Origin of the sequence: Poriferisphaera sp. WC338 (genome assembly GCF_050931845.1) — a bacterium.
In the GTDB taxonomy this organism is placed as follows: Bacteria; Planctomycetota; Phycisphaerae; order Phycisphaerales; family Phycisphaeraceae; genus Poriferisphaera.
The window spans coordinates 4,025,966-4,045,248 of record NZ_CP194516.1; the positions used below are offsets into that span (position 1 = coordinate 4,025,966).

Consider the following 19,283-nt stretch of genomic DNA (forward strand, 5'->3'; position numbering starts at 1 on the left):
GCTGACCCGATGGGTTGGCGTTTTTTTATCGTGAGTATGACAAGATGACCCCACGGATTGGAACTCGTGGGCTTGGGTTAGTTAGCGCGCACATGCGCTTGTAAGTGGTCGCACTTCCGGGGATGTCCGATAAGTGGTGTGTCTGGGGTGGTGCTGTCGGGAGGAGAAGTGGGGGTGGTCGATGATGGGGATAGATGATTCATGAAGCGAGACAAAACGGGATGCGTGTGGGTGATGCACGTGGTGATCGGGCAGAGCGACCGCGGTTATTGTTTTTGACGCATCGTGTGCCGTATCCACCGGACCGTGGAGACCGAATTCGCAGCTATAACATGCTCAAAGCGCTGGCAGGCAGGTTTGATGTGAGTGTGGCTTGTGTGACGGAAGAGGGGGTGAGTCGCGATCAGTTGGAGGAGATGAAGCGGCTGAGTGTGCGGTTTGCATGGGCGAATATGGGGAAAGTAAAAAAAGCTTGGCGAGCGGGGATGGGTGTGGTTCGTGGAAAGGCGATTACGCCGAGCGTGTTTTATGATGTTGAATTGGCGAGCGTGGTGAAGAGTTGGCATGCTGGGGAGCGATTTGATGCAGTGGTGAGTTTTTGTAGCGGGATGACAGGGTATGCGGAAGATGTGTTGGTGATGAGTGATGAACGTGAGAAGCCGATTTATCATTTGGATTTGGTGGATGTGGATAGCGCGAAATGGGCGAGTTATGCGGAAGATGTGCGAGGTTGGAAAAGGTGGTTGTATGGCCGAGAGGCGAAGCTGTTACAAGAAGTAGAGCGAGGAGTGGGCGCGGATTATGTGAGTGTTGTGAGTGATCGCGAGTTAGAGGTTTACTCAGCGCTTAGGCGAAATGGAGATGGTGGCGGTAAAAGTATGATCGTGGGTAATGGTGTTGATTTAGATTATTTCATGCCGCGGTTAGATTACGGTGCAGAGGTGAAGGATATTGTGTTTGTGGGGGTGCTGGATTACAAGCCGAATGTTGAGGGAGTGGTTTGGTTTGCAAACCAGGTTATGGGTCAGCTTCGAGAAATTGATTCAGAGGTACGGTTTAAGGTTGTGGGCAAGGATGCGTGTGCGGAAGTACTTGGGGTGGATGGCGTGAATGGGACGGAGGTGGTGGGGGCGGTTGATGATGTTCGGCCGTATATATGGGGAAGTGCTGTGGTGGTGGCGCCTTTGGCATTAGCTCGCGGGGTCCAGAACAAAGTGCTGGAGGCGATGTCGTGTGGGCGGACGGTTGTGTGTTCGCCCGCAGCGGCAGCGGGTGTGGATGCAATGGTGGGAAGAGATTTGTTTACTGCAAAGAATGCGGGGGAGTACGTGAAATTGATTTCGCGGCTGCTCAAATATCCAGAGGCGAGGGAAGTGGTGGGTCAGGCGGCGCGGCGGCGGATGGAAGAGCGGTACGGTTGGCGTGCGGCGATGCAGCCGTTGGTCGAGTTGCTTAGTCGGAATGTTGGAGCAAAAGGCGCAGCGCAGGGGCAGTTGTCAGCACCGGAAGTGCAACAGGCAATGAAGCGCGCAGCATGATTGCTGGGGATTATCTAAACGTTATTTTCTGCGAGCGAGTTCGCTTTGGTAGTTCTTACCGAGGGTTTGGTGGTGTTCTTGCGCCCAATCGGTGAGACGGGTTGAGCCAGTGGGTTGCGATTGTGTGACCAGGAGATTGTCCATGAGGCCGCCAATTTCATCGCGGGTGATGACAACATCACGTGTGATGAGATTAAAGATTTTGCTGAGAGCAAGGCCTGTGCGAGGTGAGATGTGAATGATTTTTCGTTTTATATTCAATATGTGAATAAGTACTTTAACTAATTGTTCATAGGTGAAGGTTTCGGGGCCTATAGCATCAGTGATGGTGTTGGTGGTTTGGTTGCCAAGTTGAACGGCAAGTTTGGCTTGATCTTCGACATGGATGGGTTGAAGTTTGTATTGGCCGTTACCGAAAATGGCGAAGAGTGGGGAGTGCTTGAGTAGCCAGGCGATGTTGTTGATGAGGATATCGCGGCCGCCGAAGAGGACAGCGGGCCGGATGATAGCGTATTGCATGCCGGAGCTGATGAGTGATTGTTCAAGTTGAGCTTTGCCGCGGAAGTAGGAGTAGGGTGAGTCGAGTGAAGGATTGGTAATGCTGACGTGGATGATACGTTGAACGCCTGCTGTGCGTGCGGCGTCGAAGAGGGTTTGTGTGTTGACGACGGCTTGCTGGTGATTGAAATTTCTGTGGTTAAAGCGGACCCAATAGGTGTTGTAGAGAACACGGATGTTTTGGAGAGATTGGGCGAGTTGTTTTTTATTGTTGAAATCAAGTGGGTGTATTTGGATTTTGTTTTTGAGTTCGTGGTGATTGCCGGGATTGTTGGTGAGGGTAACGACGTTCTTTCCTTGTTCTAAAAGATTTTTAGCAATGTAACTTCCGGAGTATCCGAAGGCGCCGGTGATGGCATGTGTTTCTGTGTGGTTGATGTTGTCCATGGTGAGTCCAGATGATGTTGGGATTATTGTTTATTTGATTGGAAGAGTTTGGTGACTTTGCCGAGGGTTGATTGTTGGAGTGAGTCAAGGGTGGTGATGGTGGCGACCCACTTGTCGAGCAGGGAAAAAAACTCTTCCATGTTTTGCATGCGTTGATCGTAGAATTCTTCTTTATTGGATTTGCTTTGAGATTTGAGCATTTCACGGCTTTCTGAGACGGCTTTCAGGGCGCTGTCGAATTCAGTTTTTTCGCGTTCACGGAGGACATTGCGGAGGATTTTCCAAAAGTCGGTTTCAGCGATGTAGTAGTCGCGGCGGTCGCCGAGGATGAGGTGTTTGTGAAAAAGGCCAAGACGATCGAGTGTGCGGACGTGTGTGCTGATGGCGCCTTTGGTGACGCCGGTTTCTTCGACGAGCTGGTTGAGGCTGACGGGTTCTGAGGAGAGATAGACGACGCCGTAGGCGGCACCCATGGCACGAGGAAAGCCCCAGAATTGTGCGATGCGGCTCATGCCTTGAATGAAGTGTTCTTTGGCTTGTCGGGTGTGGTCGGTTTGAGTCGTCATGCTTTGCCTCGCAGGATCTTTATGTAGTATAGAACGTTTAGTTTAAACTAAACGATAATTGGGGGCAACATTCTTGTCATTGGAAGGAAGATCAAAGTGATGCGGGGGAGGCGACGGTTGTCATGGAGGAAGTTTAGTTTGCGGATACTTAATCGCGATGAACATCATTCACTTTGAGGAAATGAGGTTCATCGAGTTAGCGGCTTTGGGTGCGAATGAGGGTAATCAAGAAAGGAAGATTGAGGTGGCGATACGAATGTCGTACGACACATCTGAGTCAAATGTGGATTAATATGGGATAGGATTGGGATGATATGGAATGTCTAAATCGGCATTTTAGCTATGTTAACGGGGTTTAGTTGTGGTTATTTGGTGTGTTTGGATTGTGAGCATTTTGTTATGCGGGATGGGTGTGTTGGTATGTGGACGGTGAATCGCTACAATCTGCGGCATGGGATTGCGACAAAACGGTTTTTTCATGACCAAGATATTGGCGACAGTGGGTCCATCTTGTAACACGCCAGAAGAATTCGCCCAGCTGATTGAGCAGGGCGCTCGTGTTGCGCGGATCAACTTTTCACATGGTACGTTCGATGACTTTGCGGTGGCACTACATGCAGTGCGCGAGGCGAGTCGTCTGACGGGCGAGGTTGTTGGTGTGCTCGGAGATTTGAGCGGGCCAAAGATCCGCGTGCCGAAGGTGGCGGGGGATGTGATGGAGGTCGGCCAAGGAGAGTTGGTTGAAATCACGGGTGACAAGACGGTGGCGGCGTATCGAGATGAGGACCGCGGGGTGACGGTGATCAGCTCGAATTACGACAAGATTGTGGCGGAGGTTGACCCGGGTCATCGTGTGCTCATTGATGATGGTGCGGTGCGATTACGGGTAGTGGATCGCAAGCCGGTGATTTTGGGGAATGGGAACGGCCATGTACGGGAAGAGCCACGGCTGATCTGTGAGGTCGAGGTTGGTGGGAAGGTGAGTAACAAGAAGGGGATCAATCTGCCGGACAGCGAGATTAGTGTGCCGAGCTTGACGGATTGGGATAAGGAATGTTTGAAGTGGGCGATTGCGAATGAGGTGGACTATCTTGCGCTTAGCTTTGTGCGGAAGGCGGAGGATATCAGTGAGCTGAATCGTGAGCTGCATAAGTACGGGTATGATCGAAAGGGTCAGCGGGGGATGGGTCACATGCCGATTGTGGCGAAGATTGAGACACCGCAGGCGATTGCGGATTTGGACAAGATATGTGAGAAGTCCAATGCGGTGATGGTGGCACGTGGTGATTTGGGTGTAGAGATGGACTTGGCGGAAGTGCCGGTGATCCAGAAGCAAATCATTCAGAGGGCGCATGGTTGGGGCAAGCCAGTGATTGTGGCGACGCAGATGTTGCAGAGCATGATTGATGCGCCGGTACCGACGCGTGCGGAAGTGAGTGATGTGGCGGGTGCGATCATGGCAGGTGCAGATGCGGTGATGCTTAGTGGTGAAACAGCGGTGGGCAAGTATGCGTGTGAAGCGGTGGAAGTCATGGCACGGACCGCGCGGATCACAGAAGCGGGGAACGAGTGGGAGCATGAAGGGACGACAAACGCACCAAAGAAATTACGGGCGAATAAGTATCGTACAGCAGCACTTGCGCATGGTGTGAGTGTGGTAGTGAACGATCTGCAGGCGAAGTATGTGGTGGTATGGACGGAACTTGGTGGGACTGCACAGCATATTTCACAGAACAAGTTGACGGTGCCGATTGTGGCGTTGTCGTCGAATTTGCGAACGCTTCGTCAAATGAGTTTATTTTTTGGTGTGAAGCCGAAACTGGTGGAGCGACCTAAGACAACGGAACAGTTCACGGCGGCGATCGACAAATTGTTTATTGAAGAGAATAAATGGTGTGATGCGGGTGATCCGATTGTGGTTTGCAGCGGGATGCCACTCGGAGTGCCAGGCGTGACAAATACGATCCGGATTCATTATGTGGGTGATGTTTGTAAATTGAATTGGACGGATGCGGATCAGGGGCGTGGGGTTGTGATGAAGGAACGGGAATCGGAGCCGTGTGTGGATGTGATGAAGCAGATCCGAATGTTGTATGGTAGTTAAGTCGGTCTGCGAGTATTTGTGGCTGGCAATGACAGTACAGATCTGGTCGCATGTTTCCAAGGGCATACATGCAGCACGACATTGAAATTATCAATATTCAAGATCATCTTCTTACTGAGAAAATGAAATTGCAATTAAGTGCGCTTTTGGAGATTTCGTTCCCGGGATTTTTTAATGGCCGTGTCTATTACAAGCAACTTCCTCATTTCCGGTTGCTTGCATGCGAAGAAGATGTTGTGATCGGGCAGCTTGGAGTGGATTGTCGGATTATCAATGTGGGTGGTGTGGTTTTAAATATCTTAGGTGTGATTGATTTGTGTGTTGTGCCAGAAGAGCGAGGGCAGGGTATTGCAACAAAGCTTCTGGAAGCTGCCGAGAGAATTGCGGTCAAATCGAGCCAAGATTTTATGATATTGATTGCAGATCGACATGAGATATATGAACGGTTGGGGTTTGAACGTGTTCAGCCAGCTAAAGCAAAGTGGCTTGCGATTGAGGAACGAGCGAGTGTTCGTGTGATCGAGGATGATTTAAGTGATTGCTTTTTGGCTAAATCAATTTGCGGCGGTAGTTGGCCGGCAGGAAAAATTGATATGCTCGGCTATATGTTTTGATAGTCATGTAAGGGCATGAGCATAGCTGAAAGCCAATACTTTATTGCGCAATGGCGATTGTTTGGTATGTACTAAAATGGCTCATGTTATACTATGGGCTGCACATGAATTATAGCCACGTTACTGATATGAACGGGTATGTATGATGATTCGATCTTTAATGGTTCTTATGTTGATGGGTTTTTTAACAACAACACTCTTTGGGCAAAAGGAAAAATCGATTGAGAGAGATGTGGTTGCGTATTGGCGGTTTGATGGTGGGGAGGCAATGCGAAATTTGAACAATCAGATTGATGTTGAGCCTGCGACGAGTGAAGTGATTAAAGATGTGAGTGGGAATGGGAATGTACTGCGGACGTTTAACACAGATGTATCGCGGTGGCCGAGCGATACAAGTCCGACTACTTCGGCGGTTGTACCGACAATGCGTTTGCGTGGGGGCGAGAAGAATGATTTGTCGTTACATTTTTCAGGCAATCAGGATGTATTTACACAAAGTGGGATGATTGAGCGGGTGAAGTTAGACGCGTTTACGGTCGAAGCCGCGGTGCGTGTAGTGAGTATTGGTGAGGATAGTGTGGAGTATCAGGTAGTTTTGGGGAAAGATGGCCAACCAATTAAAGGGATGGGGAATGCGCCGTTGCAATTGACGATTGCCGGGCGGACGGATGAGTTTACGGTGAAGGATGCGCCGGCGTTTCAGATCATTGATAGAGCGGGACAGTTTCATAATGCAGCAAGTAAGAAGCCTTTGCCGCGAGATAAGTGGGTTTGGTTGGCAGGTGTATGCGATGGTAACGTGTTGAAGTTGTATGTTGATCGCGGAAATGGGTACAAGGTCGAAGGGACAGCGATGGGGGTGAGTGGCGGGTTGCATGCTGATGCGGGGCGATGGGTGATTGGTCGAGGGATGTACAACAAAGGGGTGGGGCAATGGCTGCGGCAAGGGTGGATAGATGAAGTGCGTGTGACGGCGCGAGCACTGAGTGTGCGTGAATTTGTGGGGTATAAACGCAAAAGCGGCCCGAGGCATGTGGATGAATCGCAAACACATGTGATGTCGAAAACGATCAAGCCAATTGAATTGGTTAAGGATATTGCGGACCCTTGTTTGATCAAGGATGGCGATACGTTTTATATGTATGGGACGGGGGAGCCGGATGGTTTTGCGGCTTATAGCTCTAAGGATTTGAAAACGTGGAAAAAGCATCCCAATGTATTGAAGAAAGGCGATGGTGTTTGGGGGACACACTTCTTTTGGGCGCCATCTGTGAGTAAATTCAATGGCGGGTATGAGATGTTTTATACGAGTAAGGGACCGGTGCCGAACGGCGCTGGGCGCGAATCACTTCGGATATGTCGTGCGGTGAGTGATAGTCCGCTTGGCCCGTTTAAGGAAGTATCGTCTGCGGTGAAAGATCCGCTGGTGAATATTGGGATGGCGACGATTGATGCGGAGGTGTTTGTTGATGATGATGGACATCGGTACATGTATTACGTTTTGGATTATTTGGAGACGGGTAAGAGCCGGATATTGGCTGCGGCGTTGGATGATGATGGCCGGGTAATGGGTGAATCGAGTTATTGTTTCGAGCCGAATTTACCATGGGAGGGTGGTCATTGGGTGGAAGCACCGTCGGTGATTAAGCATGATGGTTGGTACATCATGTTGTATTCAGCGAACCCATTTTTTAGTGAGAATTATGCGATCGCATATGCGGTGTCGAAATCACCTTTGGGGCCATGGGTGAAGCCGCCGGGAAATCGGATTTTGGGTAAAGAGATAGGCATGCCTGGCCCAGGACATCAAGGGATTCTAAAGCACTCAGAAGGGTTGTATTATTTTCCATTTCATGCGTTGATTGGTCCGAATGCACGGCGAGGAACTTTTATGGTTGGAATGACGCTTGAGGCAACGGGTGATGTGTATGGTTATCGCCCAGTGTTTGTAGATGTACCGGGGATTGAGTGAGTGATTGGATGATCAGGATTTTGTTGGCAGCTTAGTATCTGCGTGTGATTATGATGGAATTTTCGAAGTTGGAGAAGCAGGCTGTAAGATGCCTGCTTTTATCGATTAGTGTCATGGCGGGACTATTTACCATTGAAGTTTTCGAAACGCTCCGATATAGTATTTTTAGCACATATTCCCATCACGATTAAATTGGATTAATAGAGTCTATTCGCCAGACAGGAGCTAAGCGATGAGATTATTGACTTGCTTGTGTACGTTTATGGTGGCTTGTTTACAAGTGGTAAGTTATGTGTGGGCGAAGCCGAATGTTGTGGTGATTATGTCGGATGATATGGGATGGGGTCAGTTAGGCTGCGAAGATATTGATGAGGTAGTGCCGACGCCGAATATTGATCGGATCGCAGAAGAGGGGGTAATGTTAAGGAACTACTATGTGCAATCGGTATGTTCGCCGACGCGTGCTGCATTTTTAACAGGGCGGTATCCGTTTCGTTGCGGAATGGAGGAGCGGACGCATGGGAATGATGATGCGGGGATGTTAAAGGATGAGCGGACGGTGGCGCAGGCGCTGAAGGAAGCTGGATATAGTACGGCGATCTTTGGTAAGTGGCATCTAGGGCAGTGGCAGAAAGAACATCTGCCGATGCAGCGCGGGTTTGATCATCAATATGGTCATTATTCAGCGCTGATCGGTTCGTTTGGCCATGCGCGCGGTCAGAAGTATTACGATTGGCATCGCAATGAGAAGCCTATATATGAAGAGGGATATAGTAGTTATTTGATTGCTGATGAATTAGATCGGGTGTTGAAGGAACGCGATAAAAAGAAACCGTTCTTTTATTATGTAGCTTATAACGCGGTTCATGACCCGCATGAAGCACCGGATGAATTGATTGCGAAGTATAAAGATCAGAAGATGGGCAAGCAGTTGGCGATGCTGGAAGGCATGGATATTTCAGTTGGGAAGATATTGAAATCACTGGAAAATGAGAGGGTTTTGGATAATACGCTGATTGTGTTCTTTAATGATAATGGTGGGACAAGAGCGGTGGGGAATGAGCCGCTACGGGGTTGGAAGGGAAATTTTTATGAAGGCGGGGTGAAAGTTGTTTGCATGGCGCGTTATCCGAAAGCGATTAAAGCAGGGAGTGAATATGATGGGCTGATGTATGTTGCGGACTGGTATCCGACGTTGATTAGTTTGGGTGGCGGGAGCTTAGAGCAAACGTTTGCGATTGATGGTTTTAACATTTGGCAAGGAATTACAAGGGGTAAAGCATCGGAGCGTGAAGAGATTGTGCATTGCGTACCGGGGTCGTATCGTAAGAAGGCGACGCGTGCATTGCGGGTTGGTAACTATAAGTTGGTGGGTGATGAGTTATATGATGTGGTGAATGATGTTTATGAGACGAAAGATTTAGCGAAGAAAAAGCCAGAGATTTTTACAAAAATGGAAGCGAGGCTGGATAGGTTGATGCAGGAAAGAAGAGTGCCTGAAGTACATAAGATGATCTTTCCTGCGCCGATGGTATATGGGCAGTATGAATGTGAAAATGCACCCGAGTGGTTGGTGAAATTGGATAAAGAGTCGGGTCGGTATGCGAATCGGGTGAAGCGGGAGAGGGAAGATAAGGGGATGGAAATGAAGCGTTAAATTGCTTTACACGTTAAGAATAATGGCAGGCACGAGGCTGAAAGAGTCTTGTGCCTGTTCTGTTTAAGATTGTGATTTTAGAAATATTTTTTAAGATTCGGCGCCACGGAGGCCGTAGGCTTTGATTTTACGATAGATGGTGGCTTCGGAAATGCCAAGTTTACGTGCAGCTTTACCGGGGGATCCTTGGCAGACATGGATAGCATGTTCGATGGCGCGGCGTTCGAGTTGATCAATGGGGATGATCTCGTTGGGATGAGTTGGAGATTCGGGATTTGGCGAAGGTGGATGAGTTTGTGGCGCGGCTGGTGTGTCGATAGTTGAAGACGCTGGAGCAGGAGGTGCAGGAATGGGGGTATGGTGAAGTTCTTCAGCTTCAGCATGGGTAATGATATCGTTCTCGATGGGGGGTTGGCCGAGGACTTCGGGTGGGAGCATATCCAACTCAAGAATCGGTCCGTCATATAGGACGATGGCGCGTTCGATGGTGTTGATGAGTTCACGGACGTTGCCGGGCCAGTTGTATTGATTGAGTGCGGTGAGCGCTGCAGAAGAAATTTCGGCGAAGCTTTTATGGTAGTTATTATTGAGATGATGGAGCATGTGCAGGGCTATGAGCGGGATATCGCCGGCGCGTTCGCGTAGCGGCGGGACATGGATGGGGATGACAGCGAGTCGATAGTAAAGGTCTTCACGGAAGCGGTTATTCTTTACTTCCTCGAGAGGGTGACGGTTGGTGGCGGAGATGAGCCGGACATCAGAGGTATGGACAAGGGTGGAGCCGAGTCGATTAAATTTGTGTTCTTGTGCGAAACGCAGAATTTTAGGTTGAAGTTCAATGGGCATTTCGGTGACTTCATCCAGAAAGAGTGTGCCTGTATGCGCGTCTTCACAAGCGCCGGTGCGCATGCGATCTGCTCCGGTGAATGCGCCTTTTTCGTGACCAAAGAGCATGGATTCGATGAGGGTCGCGGGAAGGGCGGCGGTATTGAGTGCGACGAGTGGATTGTGTTTGCGATGGGATCGGTTGTGGATGGCTTGAGCGATGAGTTCTTTACCCGTGCCGGATTCGCCAGCGATAAGTACAGAGACATCGGTAGATGCGACTTTGTCGATAATGGCGAAGACAGATTGCATTTGTGGGGAGCGGCCGAGGATGTTTTCGAAATGCGCAGTGGTGAAGGAGGGATCGTTGGGGTGGCTCGCGGTTTGGATGAGTTGATGATGTTCGATGGCGCGGTTGACCGTAGCAATAAGGCGAGCTTCGGAGATAGGTTTAGGGAGAAAATCGAATGCGCCGGTGCGCATCGCAGAGACGATGTGATCGGGAGAATCATGTGCGGTGAGGATGATGATGGGAGCAGCAGGGCTGGCAGCGTGGAGAGGCGCGATGAGGTCTAAGCCGGTGTGGTTGTTGCCGAGGTTCCAATCGAGGAGGATAACATCAGCGGAATCAGATTCGAAAGTCGTTTGGGCTTGTTCAAAAGAGAGGGCTGTGATGATGCGAAGAGGTTGTTTTCTAAGCATAAAGCGAACAAGGCGGTGGGTTTGTTCGTCATCATCGATGAGGAGGATGGTGTACTGCTTCTCAGTCATGATGTTATGGGGTTTGGGTCGCAATGCTTGACGGAAGGATATTGCAAAGCGAGTCAGGTGTGGGGTACTGATTCTATCGGCTTGATAGGGCGCCCAGTCAAGATGCGAGAAAGTCTGGTAATGAAAGGTTCTATAGGTAGGTGATTGGGTGAGGTGCAAACAGTCTCGCAAATGTAGAAAAAGGCGAGGTAGACATGAAAAGGTGATTGAGTGTTGATAAGAAGTGGTTATGCTTGTGTGGTGCATTGGGACGCGCGTGGTAAGGGATAATTGGAATAGACCAAAGCAATGTTTAATGAAACCAAAAATTTGGGTGATGGTTCTGCATTGGCAAGCGAACCGCGTGGCTTGGCGGTGCCTTATGGATTGATCGTGTTGGGCTTACCAATCATTGCGTCAATGATTTCGCGCACAGCGATGAGCTTCGTTGATTTCATCATGGTGTCCCAATTGGGGACCGATGCACAGGCAGCAATTATGCCTGCGGGTATTATTTTGTTTTGTGTGATTGCATTTGGGATGGGGGTGCTTAGCGTGGTGAACACGTTTGTGGCGCAGAGTTTAGGGCGGGGAGATAAAGGGAATTGTGCGGCATATGCGTGGCAGGGTGTTTATTTAAGTGTGTTCTTGGGTGTTCTCATGTTACCGGGGTGGTGGTTGGCAACGCCGTTCTTTCAATGGGTGGGTCATGAGCCACAGGTATCGGAAATGGAAGCGGTGTATGTACAGATCGGTGTGCTTGGGGTTGCGCCGACATTGGTTTGTGTAGCGTTATCGAATTTCTTTAATGGTGTGCACAGGCCGGTCATTGGGTTTTGGGCGGCGCTGATTGGGAATATTTTTAATGTATTGGCAAACTATGCATTGATTTTTGGCAAGTGGGGTTTCCCTGCGATGGGAATTGCCGGTGCGGCGTGGGGGACATTGATCTCCGCAGTATTGCAAATGATTGTGCTTTTGATCTGGTTCACGCGAGGTTGGTCGAAGCGTGAGTATGATAGTTTGCACCATTGGCGTGTGGCCTTAAAAAAAATGTGGCAGATCGTAACCGTGGGCTTTCCGGCAGGCGTGCAATTTATGATGGACATCATTGTGTTCACGATTTTTACGCTTTTTTTAATTGGCCGATTTGGGACTGAACAGTTAGCTGCAAACAACCTGACATTTAAGTGTTTGGAAGTGAGTTTCATGCCAGTTGTGGGAATGGGCGTAGCACTTACAGCTGCAGTTGGTAAATCCATCGGTGAGAAACGGATTTGCTTGGCGCGTATCCAGTCACGATGGGTTTGTGGAATGGGGGTAGGCTATATGGGGATGATTGCGATTGCGCTCATATTTTTTAATGAGCAGTTTGCTGATTTACTGACGGATGATCCTGAGGTTATTCATTGGGCAAGTCGTATGTTGATTGTTTGTGCTATCTTCCAGGTATTTGATGCTGTTGGGATTACTTATAGCAGCGCGCTGCGAGGTGCGGGTGATACGCTTGTGCCAGCAGTGATGATGGTTGTGTTTGGTGGAGTGGTATTTATGGGTGGGGGGTTTGCGATAGCGCACTATTATCCAGGGCTTCAAAGTATCGGTCCTTGGTCGGCAGCGACGGCGTATATTATTGTTTTGAGTACGGGATTTGCCGTGCGGTTCTGGCTGGGACACTGGGAAAGATTGAACATTCTAGATGAGCGTGTCGATGTACCTTTGCCCTAAGCTCAATTATCTATTAGATAAATAAAATGTATCTTGTGATAGGAGTTATGCCGTTGCTGGGTCCGGTGGAATTTCTACAATCAATGCGGGGGCGGCATGATCTGTTGGGGTATTTGCTTGAGAGGGTGTGTTTCGATCTGCAAGCTTTCGAAGTAAGAGTTGCGCAACATCGGGAGCAATTTCAGAAGGGATCTGTCCGAGGATAATTTGTTGGACCACGCGGTCTTGCATACAGAACCATCCCATGATGCGCGAGACGAGTTCTTTTTGGGTCATGCCGTTCCAGTCGCGGAGTTTTTCTAGCTTTTCTTTAGAGCCGTGGGCAAGTTCTATGTTGAGGTTCTGTCTTGTTTCAGCCATGGGATTGTCCATATGTTGTATGTTTTCATGGGCTATGCCTACATATTGTATCCTGCCGGCATTTTGTCTACAAGTGTATTTATAAGAAGATAGATATGATGAATTATATGAAGTGAGGCTGGGGTATGGGATAAGGTGGAGTCTGTAGGTAAAAAAGCAGCGACCAAGAGCGCCGTTGCACAGAGAGGGTGGGGTATTGTTGTTTGTTTAAGTTTTCGGTAGAGACGGTGCGGCTGGGTGTGGTGTTACATCCGCAATATCAAGCCGCCCATTTTCTGAGATGGGGATTAATGAGGCAATGATGTGGCCAATGGTAAGGTAGAGATGAATAGCTGGTCGCGAAAAAGGAATGGCTTGGTTGGATAGTAAAAGTAAACGGCCACGATGGTACTGGTCGTTCATGTCCAGTGCACAAAAAAGAGATGGTAGGTACACAGCGGATTGCGCGGGTCGATAATAGATTCGATGTTGTTGGAGTATGGTTGCATCAGTATGAAGCATGCTAGAGATGATGGGTGACGACAGAGAATTCGAAATAAAAAGCGGTTCAAGTTGTGGTGTAAGAAAAATCGCATCAGTTAAATACAACGTTTGGGCGAGATGGCGAAGTATTTTGGTGATTACAATTGACAATTGATCATCAGTGGCAGTTGATAATAGCTCCGCGGTATGAGATGCGATAGAACGAAATAGCATTTTATTATCTGATTTTTGTAATCGCGAGGTAGTGATACTTGCATGGGGCATCGTTGGAAGAGGTAAGTAAAAAAAATCTGATTGGCATTGAGATGGATCTGTAAAAATAGAGTTTTTAGAAGCAACTTTGGTTGCAATGATCGAAGTTAGATGTGAGAGGATTTGCTGTAATTGGTTTGAGGTTGTAATGGACGAAAAGAAGATTTGTTTATGTGCATGATGGCATATACAAATCACTTCGCGTTTGTTGACATAAAGGCGTTCGGGAGAATAGCAGATCTCATAGGATAATTGGCCGACTCCTAATTTCATCGTGTGCTCCGCTGTACGTGTCTCCCTGTCAGACATGTCCTTAGGCTGATTAGGGGGAATGAAATCACAGATACGATCCTGGTATCCGCGCAGCGTGAGTCCCGGATTGAATCAACTTCTCTAAATGATGTGAAATGGTGAAATCGAAAACTTGACGTGTCTAGCGTAAAGAACGTTCTTTCCAAGAGCAAGCAGATGTTCACCTGATAGGGTAAGTGTTTATAGGGTTGTGGTTGTTCAATTTTCAGAGGGTGGGCGGATCTCGAACAAGTTTGCATAGTTTGGCTGATAGGAGGATTGAGGTGTTTGACGAGCTAGATATGAGTTGCGAATTCGTACTTGTTGGCCGTGGTCATAAACATAGGTGGTGGAATATATAGCCTTAGTCGAGGAATTGTGTAGCTGCATACGAAAGAATGAGGATTAGTAATTATAGATAGCAAAGATAGGGCAGTAGGTGCAATGAGGGCGGCAGAATTAAGTTAAAAAACACTTATTTTAAGATTGGTTTGGAAATTAGCCTACTCCCTCCCTCAGAATTTATTCGTATTGTTTTGTATATTATTTTAAGCTACTGTGGTCTTGAGCCGATAAGATGGCTAGTCAGGTGTGATAGGGCAGGATCATGAGAAGGTTGGCCGGGCAAGGATGCAGATCGTGAAACAAATTGACCAAAATAAACATACGGACCAAGGCACGGATGCTTTGGTTCATGGCGGTCAGTGGGGCAAGGCAGAGATTACGGCTGATGGGCTTGCGGTTAATGATGAAGAATCAGATGCGTTGATGGAATGGCTAACACAGCAATGGGCATCCTATGAATTTACTGAGATGATTGGTAAGTGGGGTGCGAGTAATAAAGAAAATATTAGTTCAAATATTAATCATATAACTAATGATGAATTGTGTATGTTACTGCTTTATGACACATGTAATCAGAGAACGGCATTTAGCCAAGTTATTGATTGTTTAATATGGATGTTATTAAAGCGTTTACAGAGCAAGTCATCGGTTTCTTTGGGGCAACTGCTTTGGGAAGGGCCAACGGTTTTGCGGAAAAGTTTTTGCAATCGATTTAGTGCATCGATCGCAGGGGAAATGATGTTGGATGAATATGAGCAGATGAGTCGGCGCGCCATGGCGAGATGGATATTGGAATCAGGAGGGAGTGAGCATGTTATTCTGTCTGTATCGCATGACATCAAAATTCGAACATGCCGGCTCGTAGTGCTATTCATAAGCGATGCGGGACAAAGGCATGGATGGTGTATGGCACAAAAAGTACTGTGTGATTTATGGGGCGTCTCGAATCAGAAAAGTGCGGCGCTTGTGGAGATCGTCAAGGATGGTGTTTGGTAGGCCAGGGATGGCCAGCGCCGCTTCTTGATGATACTGAAAAGTATAGGACCCACTATGAAAACATATCAAACGATTCAAGATAGGGGGGGTGAAACGCATATGAGCCCAATATTTGTGATCAATGATGTGCTTGAGGCTGAGATAGATGATCAACGGCAACCTGCGGTGATGAAGCGGTTTGAGCGCTTTAAGAAAATGGTGTCACGACAAATTGGTGAAACATATAACGATCAATATCGAAAACGAGGTTCTGATTGTCAGGAGATTATGGGGGAGGCCGATTCGCAATCTATGGGGCACCGAATGGTTTTACAGCGACTACTAGAAGCTCAACATGGCCGATTGCATGCATTATTTGGAGTATCAGTTGTAGATGAGGAAGTTGTGTTTGTACAGCCGTTTGGGCATGAAACGCATGTTAGTGTGGTGGGCGGATTTAATGATTGGGATGTAAATGGAAAAAGGTTTGATGAGTGTGATATTGAGGGGATTAAGCTTTGGTGTTGTGTGATCGCGCTCAAAACTGGATATTACGAATATAGATTAAAGCGGAATGGTAAGTGGTCAAAAGATTTTTTTAACCCACATGTGTGTACTAATTCATTCGGCAGTGAGAATCATATTGTTGTTGTTTAGATAGGCCAAAGAAGACATCAGGGGTATCCAGTGGTACTGATAAGGATGCGATTTAATGATTTAAGAGCATTGTTTATTAAAAGATCAAGCCAACGCAGCCTCCCGGTGGGACCTGTCATCGACCCACCCCAGCGGCATACCATCGGGAGGTTTTAACCAATAATAACTGTGTTTTATGGTTGCCTGGGTCTTACGAATTGTGAATGATTTCTTGAAGGGACCGGACACGAGATGACGAAAAGTGTGAAGGTAGTCGAATCATCTTTGTTTGATCATCTGAATATTTGTTTTATTTGATTACTTTAGTTTTATAGACGTTCTGCGGTAAACATTCGTTAATCGGGCTTCTGGTTGGAACATTAATCATCAGTTACACGGACGGCTTTGCGGCCAAGAGCAAAGGAGTGCACAGTAATGAACTGGCAGGGAATGCGTTATTTTATGCGTGGTACGCGTGGTGGAGGTTTAGCAGTTGTCATCGCTATTATTATGATGATGACAGGGTGCTCTCTCATCAGCGAAACCAGGGTAGACAATCAACTCTTTAGACAGCACATGGTGGCATGTACACAAGCGATTAGCCATGGCGATCTGCAGCAAGCTGAAGTGCATCTTTCAGAAGCACGGCCTATGGCGGTTACTAATCGTCAGAAGCGTCAGATCCGAAGCTTGCAAGCGCTAATTGAAGGTGCTGAAGCGTTGATGAACGGTAATGGCGATTTGGCTGAAGCACATTTCTCACGTATCGAAGATCCATATCTACGGCGTGAAGTGCGTATCAAGGCTCGTCAAGTGAACCTGAAGGTTCCAATTACGCCACTCGCGGCATACGGAGGTGGACGATGAGCTTCAAATCTATCAGTGAAAGGTTTGTGATGAAGGCGAAATGCACTTCAAGACGAAATTGTTGGGCTGTGATGTCGATTGTTGCTGGCGCTGTTGCATTTGGAAGCTTCGCGACTGTTTCCTATGGCGCAGAAGTCATTGATATCACGGGCAAGAATAAGAAAAAATCGAAGAGCACACTTGATCTTGAGGGCTATGACTTTGGTCATGTCGTTGAGAAGCTGGCGACTTCAATTGATCCACTTGAAAAAGAGATGGAAACATCTTTCACGGCGTTTGTCGAAGCGGTCAATGATGCGGAAGCAGAATTGGCTGAAGGCGAAACGCGCAATGCACTTGAAAAGTGCGAGGTGGCGGTTGAAGGCGTTTTGACGTCACGGGAGCGTGTGCTTGAGCCGATGTGGGAAGGTCAAACTTATCTGACCGAGCAAATTGGCTGGGTGCGTATGCGGTTGGCGCGTGCACTGGAAGCAGACGGTAAGGCTGAGTTGCTGAAACCGGATGCACGTAGTGAGAAACTGCTGAACAGTATTGCGAAACGGATCCCAGATGAAAAGGACCCGGTTCGTAAGAAATGGCTTGTTGCTCACTATCGTACTGTGCGTGACCTTGCGCAGATTAAGCGGATGACTGACCGCCTTTCGCCAGACCAGCGTAAGCTGTGGGTGAATGTTCTGAGTGTTCTAGATGAAGCGTCCTTGGCGCATCAGCAGGTGCTCATGGGGACTGAAGTTCTGTTCGCTCAGTTTGAATCGACTGCGGTTCGTCTCGAGGAATATCTGACTTTGCTGGATACGGTTGAAGGCGCCTCGGAGTTGCTGGATATGGTGCGCGGCATTGGTGGGACAACTGGTGAAATGTCACAGTTCACCTCAAGCATGACACAGTTGCAGGATCAACTTAGTGGCTTCAATGTTGCAGTTGAAAACGCATTGCAGGAAAGCATGTTTGAGCTTGAAGCGGCAGTGGATTCAATCCAACCGAACGATCAGGCGATGTTCAGCTCGGGTATTTCAAGTGACACGAGTGGTTTTGGGAGCCTTGCAGAAGATGAAGAGCTTTCGGCTCGTATTCTGAAACTGCAAGATTCAGGTATCGAGTAAAGAGATAAGAGGGCGCGGCCGGCCGCCTGTGCAAAGGCGGTTGGTCTTCCTTCGATTAATCGAACAATTGTCATAAGGATTGCAGAGATGCAAGATAAATCAGTCAAAAAATCTGCGGAGTGGGGTTGGCTTATCGGATGGTTTGTTTTAGTGCTAATGTTAGCGCTAGCAACAACTAGTTTTGCTGAGAATAAAAAATCACAGGTAAAGGAACGGGCAATCTATCATAAATTGCTCAATGAACGTCAGGTGATTCGCCAACGGCTTAATCAGCTAGATCGTCGTGCAGCTCATTTAATGCAACAGGGCCAAGATCCGGTCGTGCTTCATGCAGAGCAGGTGAGTTTGCAGGACAAGCTTGATCTGATTGAGCTTCGTTTGGAGATTGTCGCAGCCCGTTTGGGTTTGGAAGTGCCGGTGGGGAATGTCGAAGCAGAAGCGGCAAATCCGGATGAGGATCCGGTGAAAGCCAAAGCTTATAAGGCATTTGAGCGTGGACGTAACCGTACGATGGTTCGTTTACGTCAGGATGCAAAGCGCCTGCTTTCGTCGATTAACTTTACGCGTTTCCTTGCAGAGCCGGTTGAAGATGATTTTGATGATTGAGCCGGTGTAGCCACCGGGTGCTGAAAGGCACTCTGTGGCTTTTGTTGTGCTTTGTGTGGAGAGAAGGGATGTGACTGCCGTTGGGGCGGTACAAATATAGATGTTAATCATGAGGTAGCTTGATCATGATGCGATTGTGGGATTATTTTGAGTTGGGTGGTTTCATGATGTGGCCACTACTAATCTGTTCGATCCTGTTGGGGGCAGTTCTGATTGAGCGTAGCCTGGTGATCGGGTTGTGGGGGATTGTTTTTGGTAAACAGTTGAAGGCACGTGTGTGGCGGGGGCATGAGCGCATGCTAAAGTTTTTTGAAGAAGTACCTCCGGGACTCGGGCTTCTGGGCACGATCGTTGGTGTGGTGCAGAGTTTTCACCTGGCCGACGGTGGTTTGGCGGGGGAGCATGTTGGGAGCGGCTTGGCGGTAGCGTGTATGACAACCATCTTTGGGTTGTCTATCGCGCTGGTCGCCACGGTGGTCCGATACCTTCTAGACGGTGTGGCTAGTAAGGCGGCCATGGATGCGACTGAAAAAGAAGCACGTGTACATTCATAAAAGATAGTGGATCTGTCCGACTTGATTCAAGCGGGCAGGGTTCATGAAGTATGCGTGATGGCGACGGTACTGTGTTGCGTACAACACAGTCCATCATGAAAGTAAGGCGACG

At 48.2% G+C, this 19,283-nt stretch carries 17 protein-coding genes; 12 read left to right on the plus strand and 5 right to left on the minus strand.

Annotation, left to right across the window (positions count from 1 at the left end; genetic code table 11):
* Nucleotides 1-194: 194 nt before the first annotated feature.
* Complete coding sequence (locus tag ACQ6WK_RS16680; protein ID WP_432798525.1) at nt 195-1,538, plus strand: TIGR03087 family PEP-CTERM/XrtA system glycosyltransferase; 1,344 nt, start codon at nt 195-197, stop codon at nt 1,536-1,538.
* A 21-nt stretch (nt 1,539-1,559) separates the two neighbouring features.
* Here the strand turns inward: ACQ6WK_RS16680 and ACQ6WK_RS16685 are convergent, their stop codons facing one another.
* Nucleotides 1,560-2,483, minus strand: coding sequence for an SDR family oxidoreductase (locus tag ACQ6WK_RS16685; protein ID WP_432798526.1), 924 nt, complete (start codon nt 2,481-2,483; stop codon nt 1,560-1,562).
* 23 nt (nt 2,484-2,506) lie between these two features.
* The gene (locus ACQ6WK_RS16690) at nt 2,507-3,049 is read right to left on the minus strand and encodes a GbsR/MarR family transcriptional regulator (protein ID WP_432798527.1); all 543 of its coding nucleotides are present in this window, start codon (nt 3,047-3,049) and stop codon (nt 2,507-2,509) included.
* Between the two features lie 478 nt (nt 3,050-3,527).
* Here ACQ6WK_RS16690 and pyk point away from each other — a divergent pair, with 478 nt between their 5' ends.
* The 4 genes from pyk (at nt 3,528) to ACQ6WK_RS16710 (ending at nt 9,396) form a co-directional block, all read left to right on the plus strand.
* Nucleotides 3,528-5,153, plus strand: coding sequence for a pyruvate kinase (gene pyk / locus ACQ6WK_RS16695; RefSeq protein WP_432798528.1), 1,626 nt, complete (start codon nt 3,528-3,530; stop codon nt 5,151-5,153).
* A 68-nt stretch (nt 5,154-5,221) separates the two neighbouring features.
* Nucleotides 5,222-5,767, plus strand: coding sequence for a GNAT family N-acetyltransferase (locus ACQ6WK_RS16700; RefSeq protein ID WP_432798529.1), 546 nt, complete (start codon nt 5,222-5,224; stop codon nt 5,765-5,767).
* Between the two features lie 142 nt (nt 5,768-5,909).
* Nucleotides 5,910-7,739 (plus strand): family 43 glycosylhydrolase, encoded by a 1,830-nt coding sequence (locus tag ACQ6WK_RS16705; protein WP_432798530.1) that lies wholly within the window; start codon nt 5,910-5,912, stop codon nt 7,737-7,739.
* 232 nt (nt 7,740-7,971) lie between these two features.
* Entirely contained in the window at nt 7,972-9,396 is a 1,425-nt protein-coding gene (locus ACQ6WK_RS16710; protein ID WP_432798531.1) for an arylsulfatase B, read from the plus strand.
* Between the two features lie 90 nt (nt 9,397-9,486).
* On the opposite strand, the gene ACQ6WK_RS16715 is transcribed toward ACQ6WK_RS16710, so the two are convergent.
* Nucleotides 9,487-10,992, minus strand: a complete 1,506-nt coding sequence (locus ACQ6WK_RS16715; protein ID WP_432798532.1) for a sigma-54-dependent transcriptional regulator — start codon at nt 10,990-10,992, stop codon at nt 9,487-9,489.
* A gap of 288 nt (nt 10,993-11,280) precedes the next feature.
* Between ACQ6WK_RS16715 and ACQ6WK_RS16720 the strand changes: the two genes are divergently transcribed.
* Complete coding sequence (locus tag ACQ6WK_RS16720) at nt 11,281-12,699, plus strand: MATE family efflux transporter (protein ID WP_432798533.1); 1,419 nt, start codon at nt 11,281-11,283, stop codon at nt 12,697-12,699.
* A 45-nt stretch (nt 12,700-12,744) separates the two neighbouring features.
* Here ACQ6WK_RS16720 and ACQ6WK_RS16725 read toward each other — a convergent pair whose 3' ends face one another.
* Both ACQ6WK_RS16725 and ACQ6WK_RS16730 read right to left on the minus strand, forming a co-directional pair.
* Nucleotides 12,745-13,059, minus strand: coding sequence for a hypothetical protein (locus ACQ6WK_RS16725; protein ID WP_432798534.1), 315 nt, complete (start codon nt 13,057-13,059; stop codon nt 12,745-12,747).
* Between the two features lie 207 nt (nt 13,060-13,266).
* Nucleotides 13,267-14,067, minus strand: a complete 801-nt coding sequence (locus tag ACQ6WK_RS16730) for a hypothetical protein (protein ID WP_432798535.1) — start codon at nt 14,065-14,067, stop codon at nt 13,267-13,269.
* A gap of 657 nt (nt 14,068-14,724) precedes the next feature.
* On the opposite strand from ACQ6WK_RS16730, the gene ACQ6WK_RS16735 reads away from it, so the two are divergent.
* From ACQ6WK_RS16735 to ACQ6WK_RS16760, 6 genes are all read left to right on the plus strand, one after another.
* Nucleotides 14,725-15,426 (plus strand): hypothetical protein, encoded by a 702-nt coding sequence (locus tag ACQ6WK_RS16735; protein ID WP_432798536.1) that lies wholly within the window; start codon nt 14,725-14,727, stop codon nt 15,424-15,426.
* A gap of 99 nt (nt 15,427-15,525) precedes the next feature.
* Nucleotides 15,526-16,062: a glycogen-binding domain-containing protein gene (locus tag ACQ6WK_RS16740; protein WP_432798537.1), complete on the plus strand. Its 537-nt coding sequence runs from the start codon at nt 15,526-15,528 to the stop codon at nt 16,060-16,062.
* Nucleotides 16,063-16,476: 414 nt separating this feature from the next.
* Nucleotides 16,477-16,908 (plus strand): hypothetical protein, encoded by a 432-nt coding sequence (locus tag ACQ6WK_RS16745; protein ID WP_432798538.1) that lies wholly within the window; start codon nt 16,477-16,479, stop codon nt 16,906-16,908.
* Nucleotides 16,905-18,011 carry a hypothetical protein gene (locus tag ACQ6WK_RS16750; protein WP_432798539.1) on the plus strand — a complete coding sequence of 369 codons (1,107 nt, stop codon included), beginning with the start codon at nt 16,905-16,907 and terminating at the stop codon, nt 18,009-18,011. Before ACQ6WK_RS16745 ends, ACQ6WK_RS16750 begins: the two co-directional genes overlap by 4 nt.
* A gap of 87 nt (nt 18,012-18,098) precedes the next feature.
* A complete protein-coding gene (locus tag ACQ6WK_RS16755; RefSeq protein WP_432798540.1) occupies nt 18,099-18,617 on the plus strand; it encodes a hypothetical protein in 519 nt (172 codons plus the stop codon).
* A 125-nt stretch (nt 18,618-18,742) separates the two neighbouring features.
* Entirely contained in the window at nt 18,743-19,171 is a 429-nt protein-coding gene (locus ACQ6WK_RS16760; RefSeq protein WP_432798541.1) for a MotA/TolQ/ExbB proton channel family protein, read from the plus strand.
* Nucleotides 19,172-19,283: the final 112 nt, after the last annotated feature.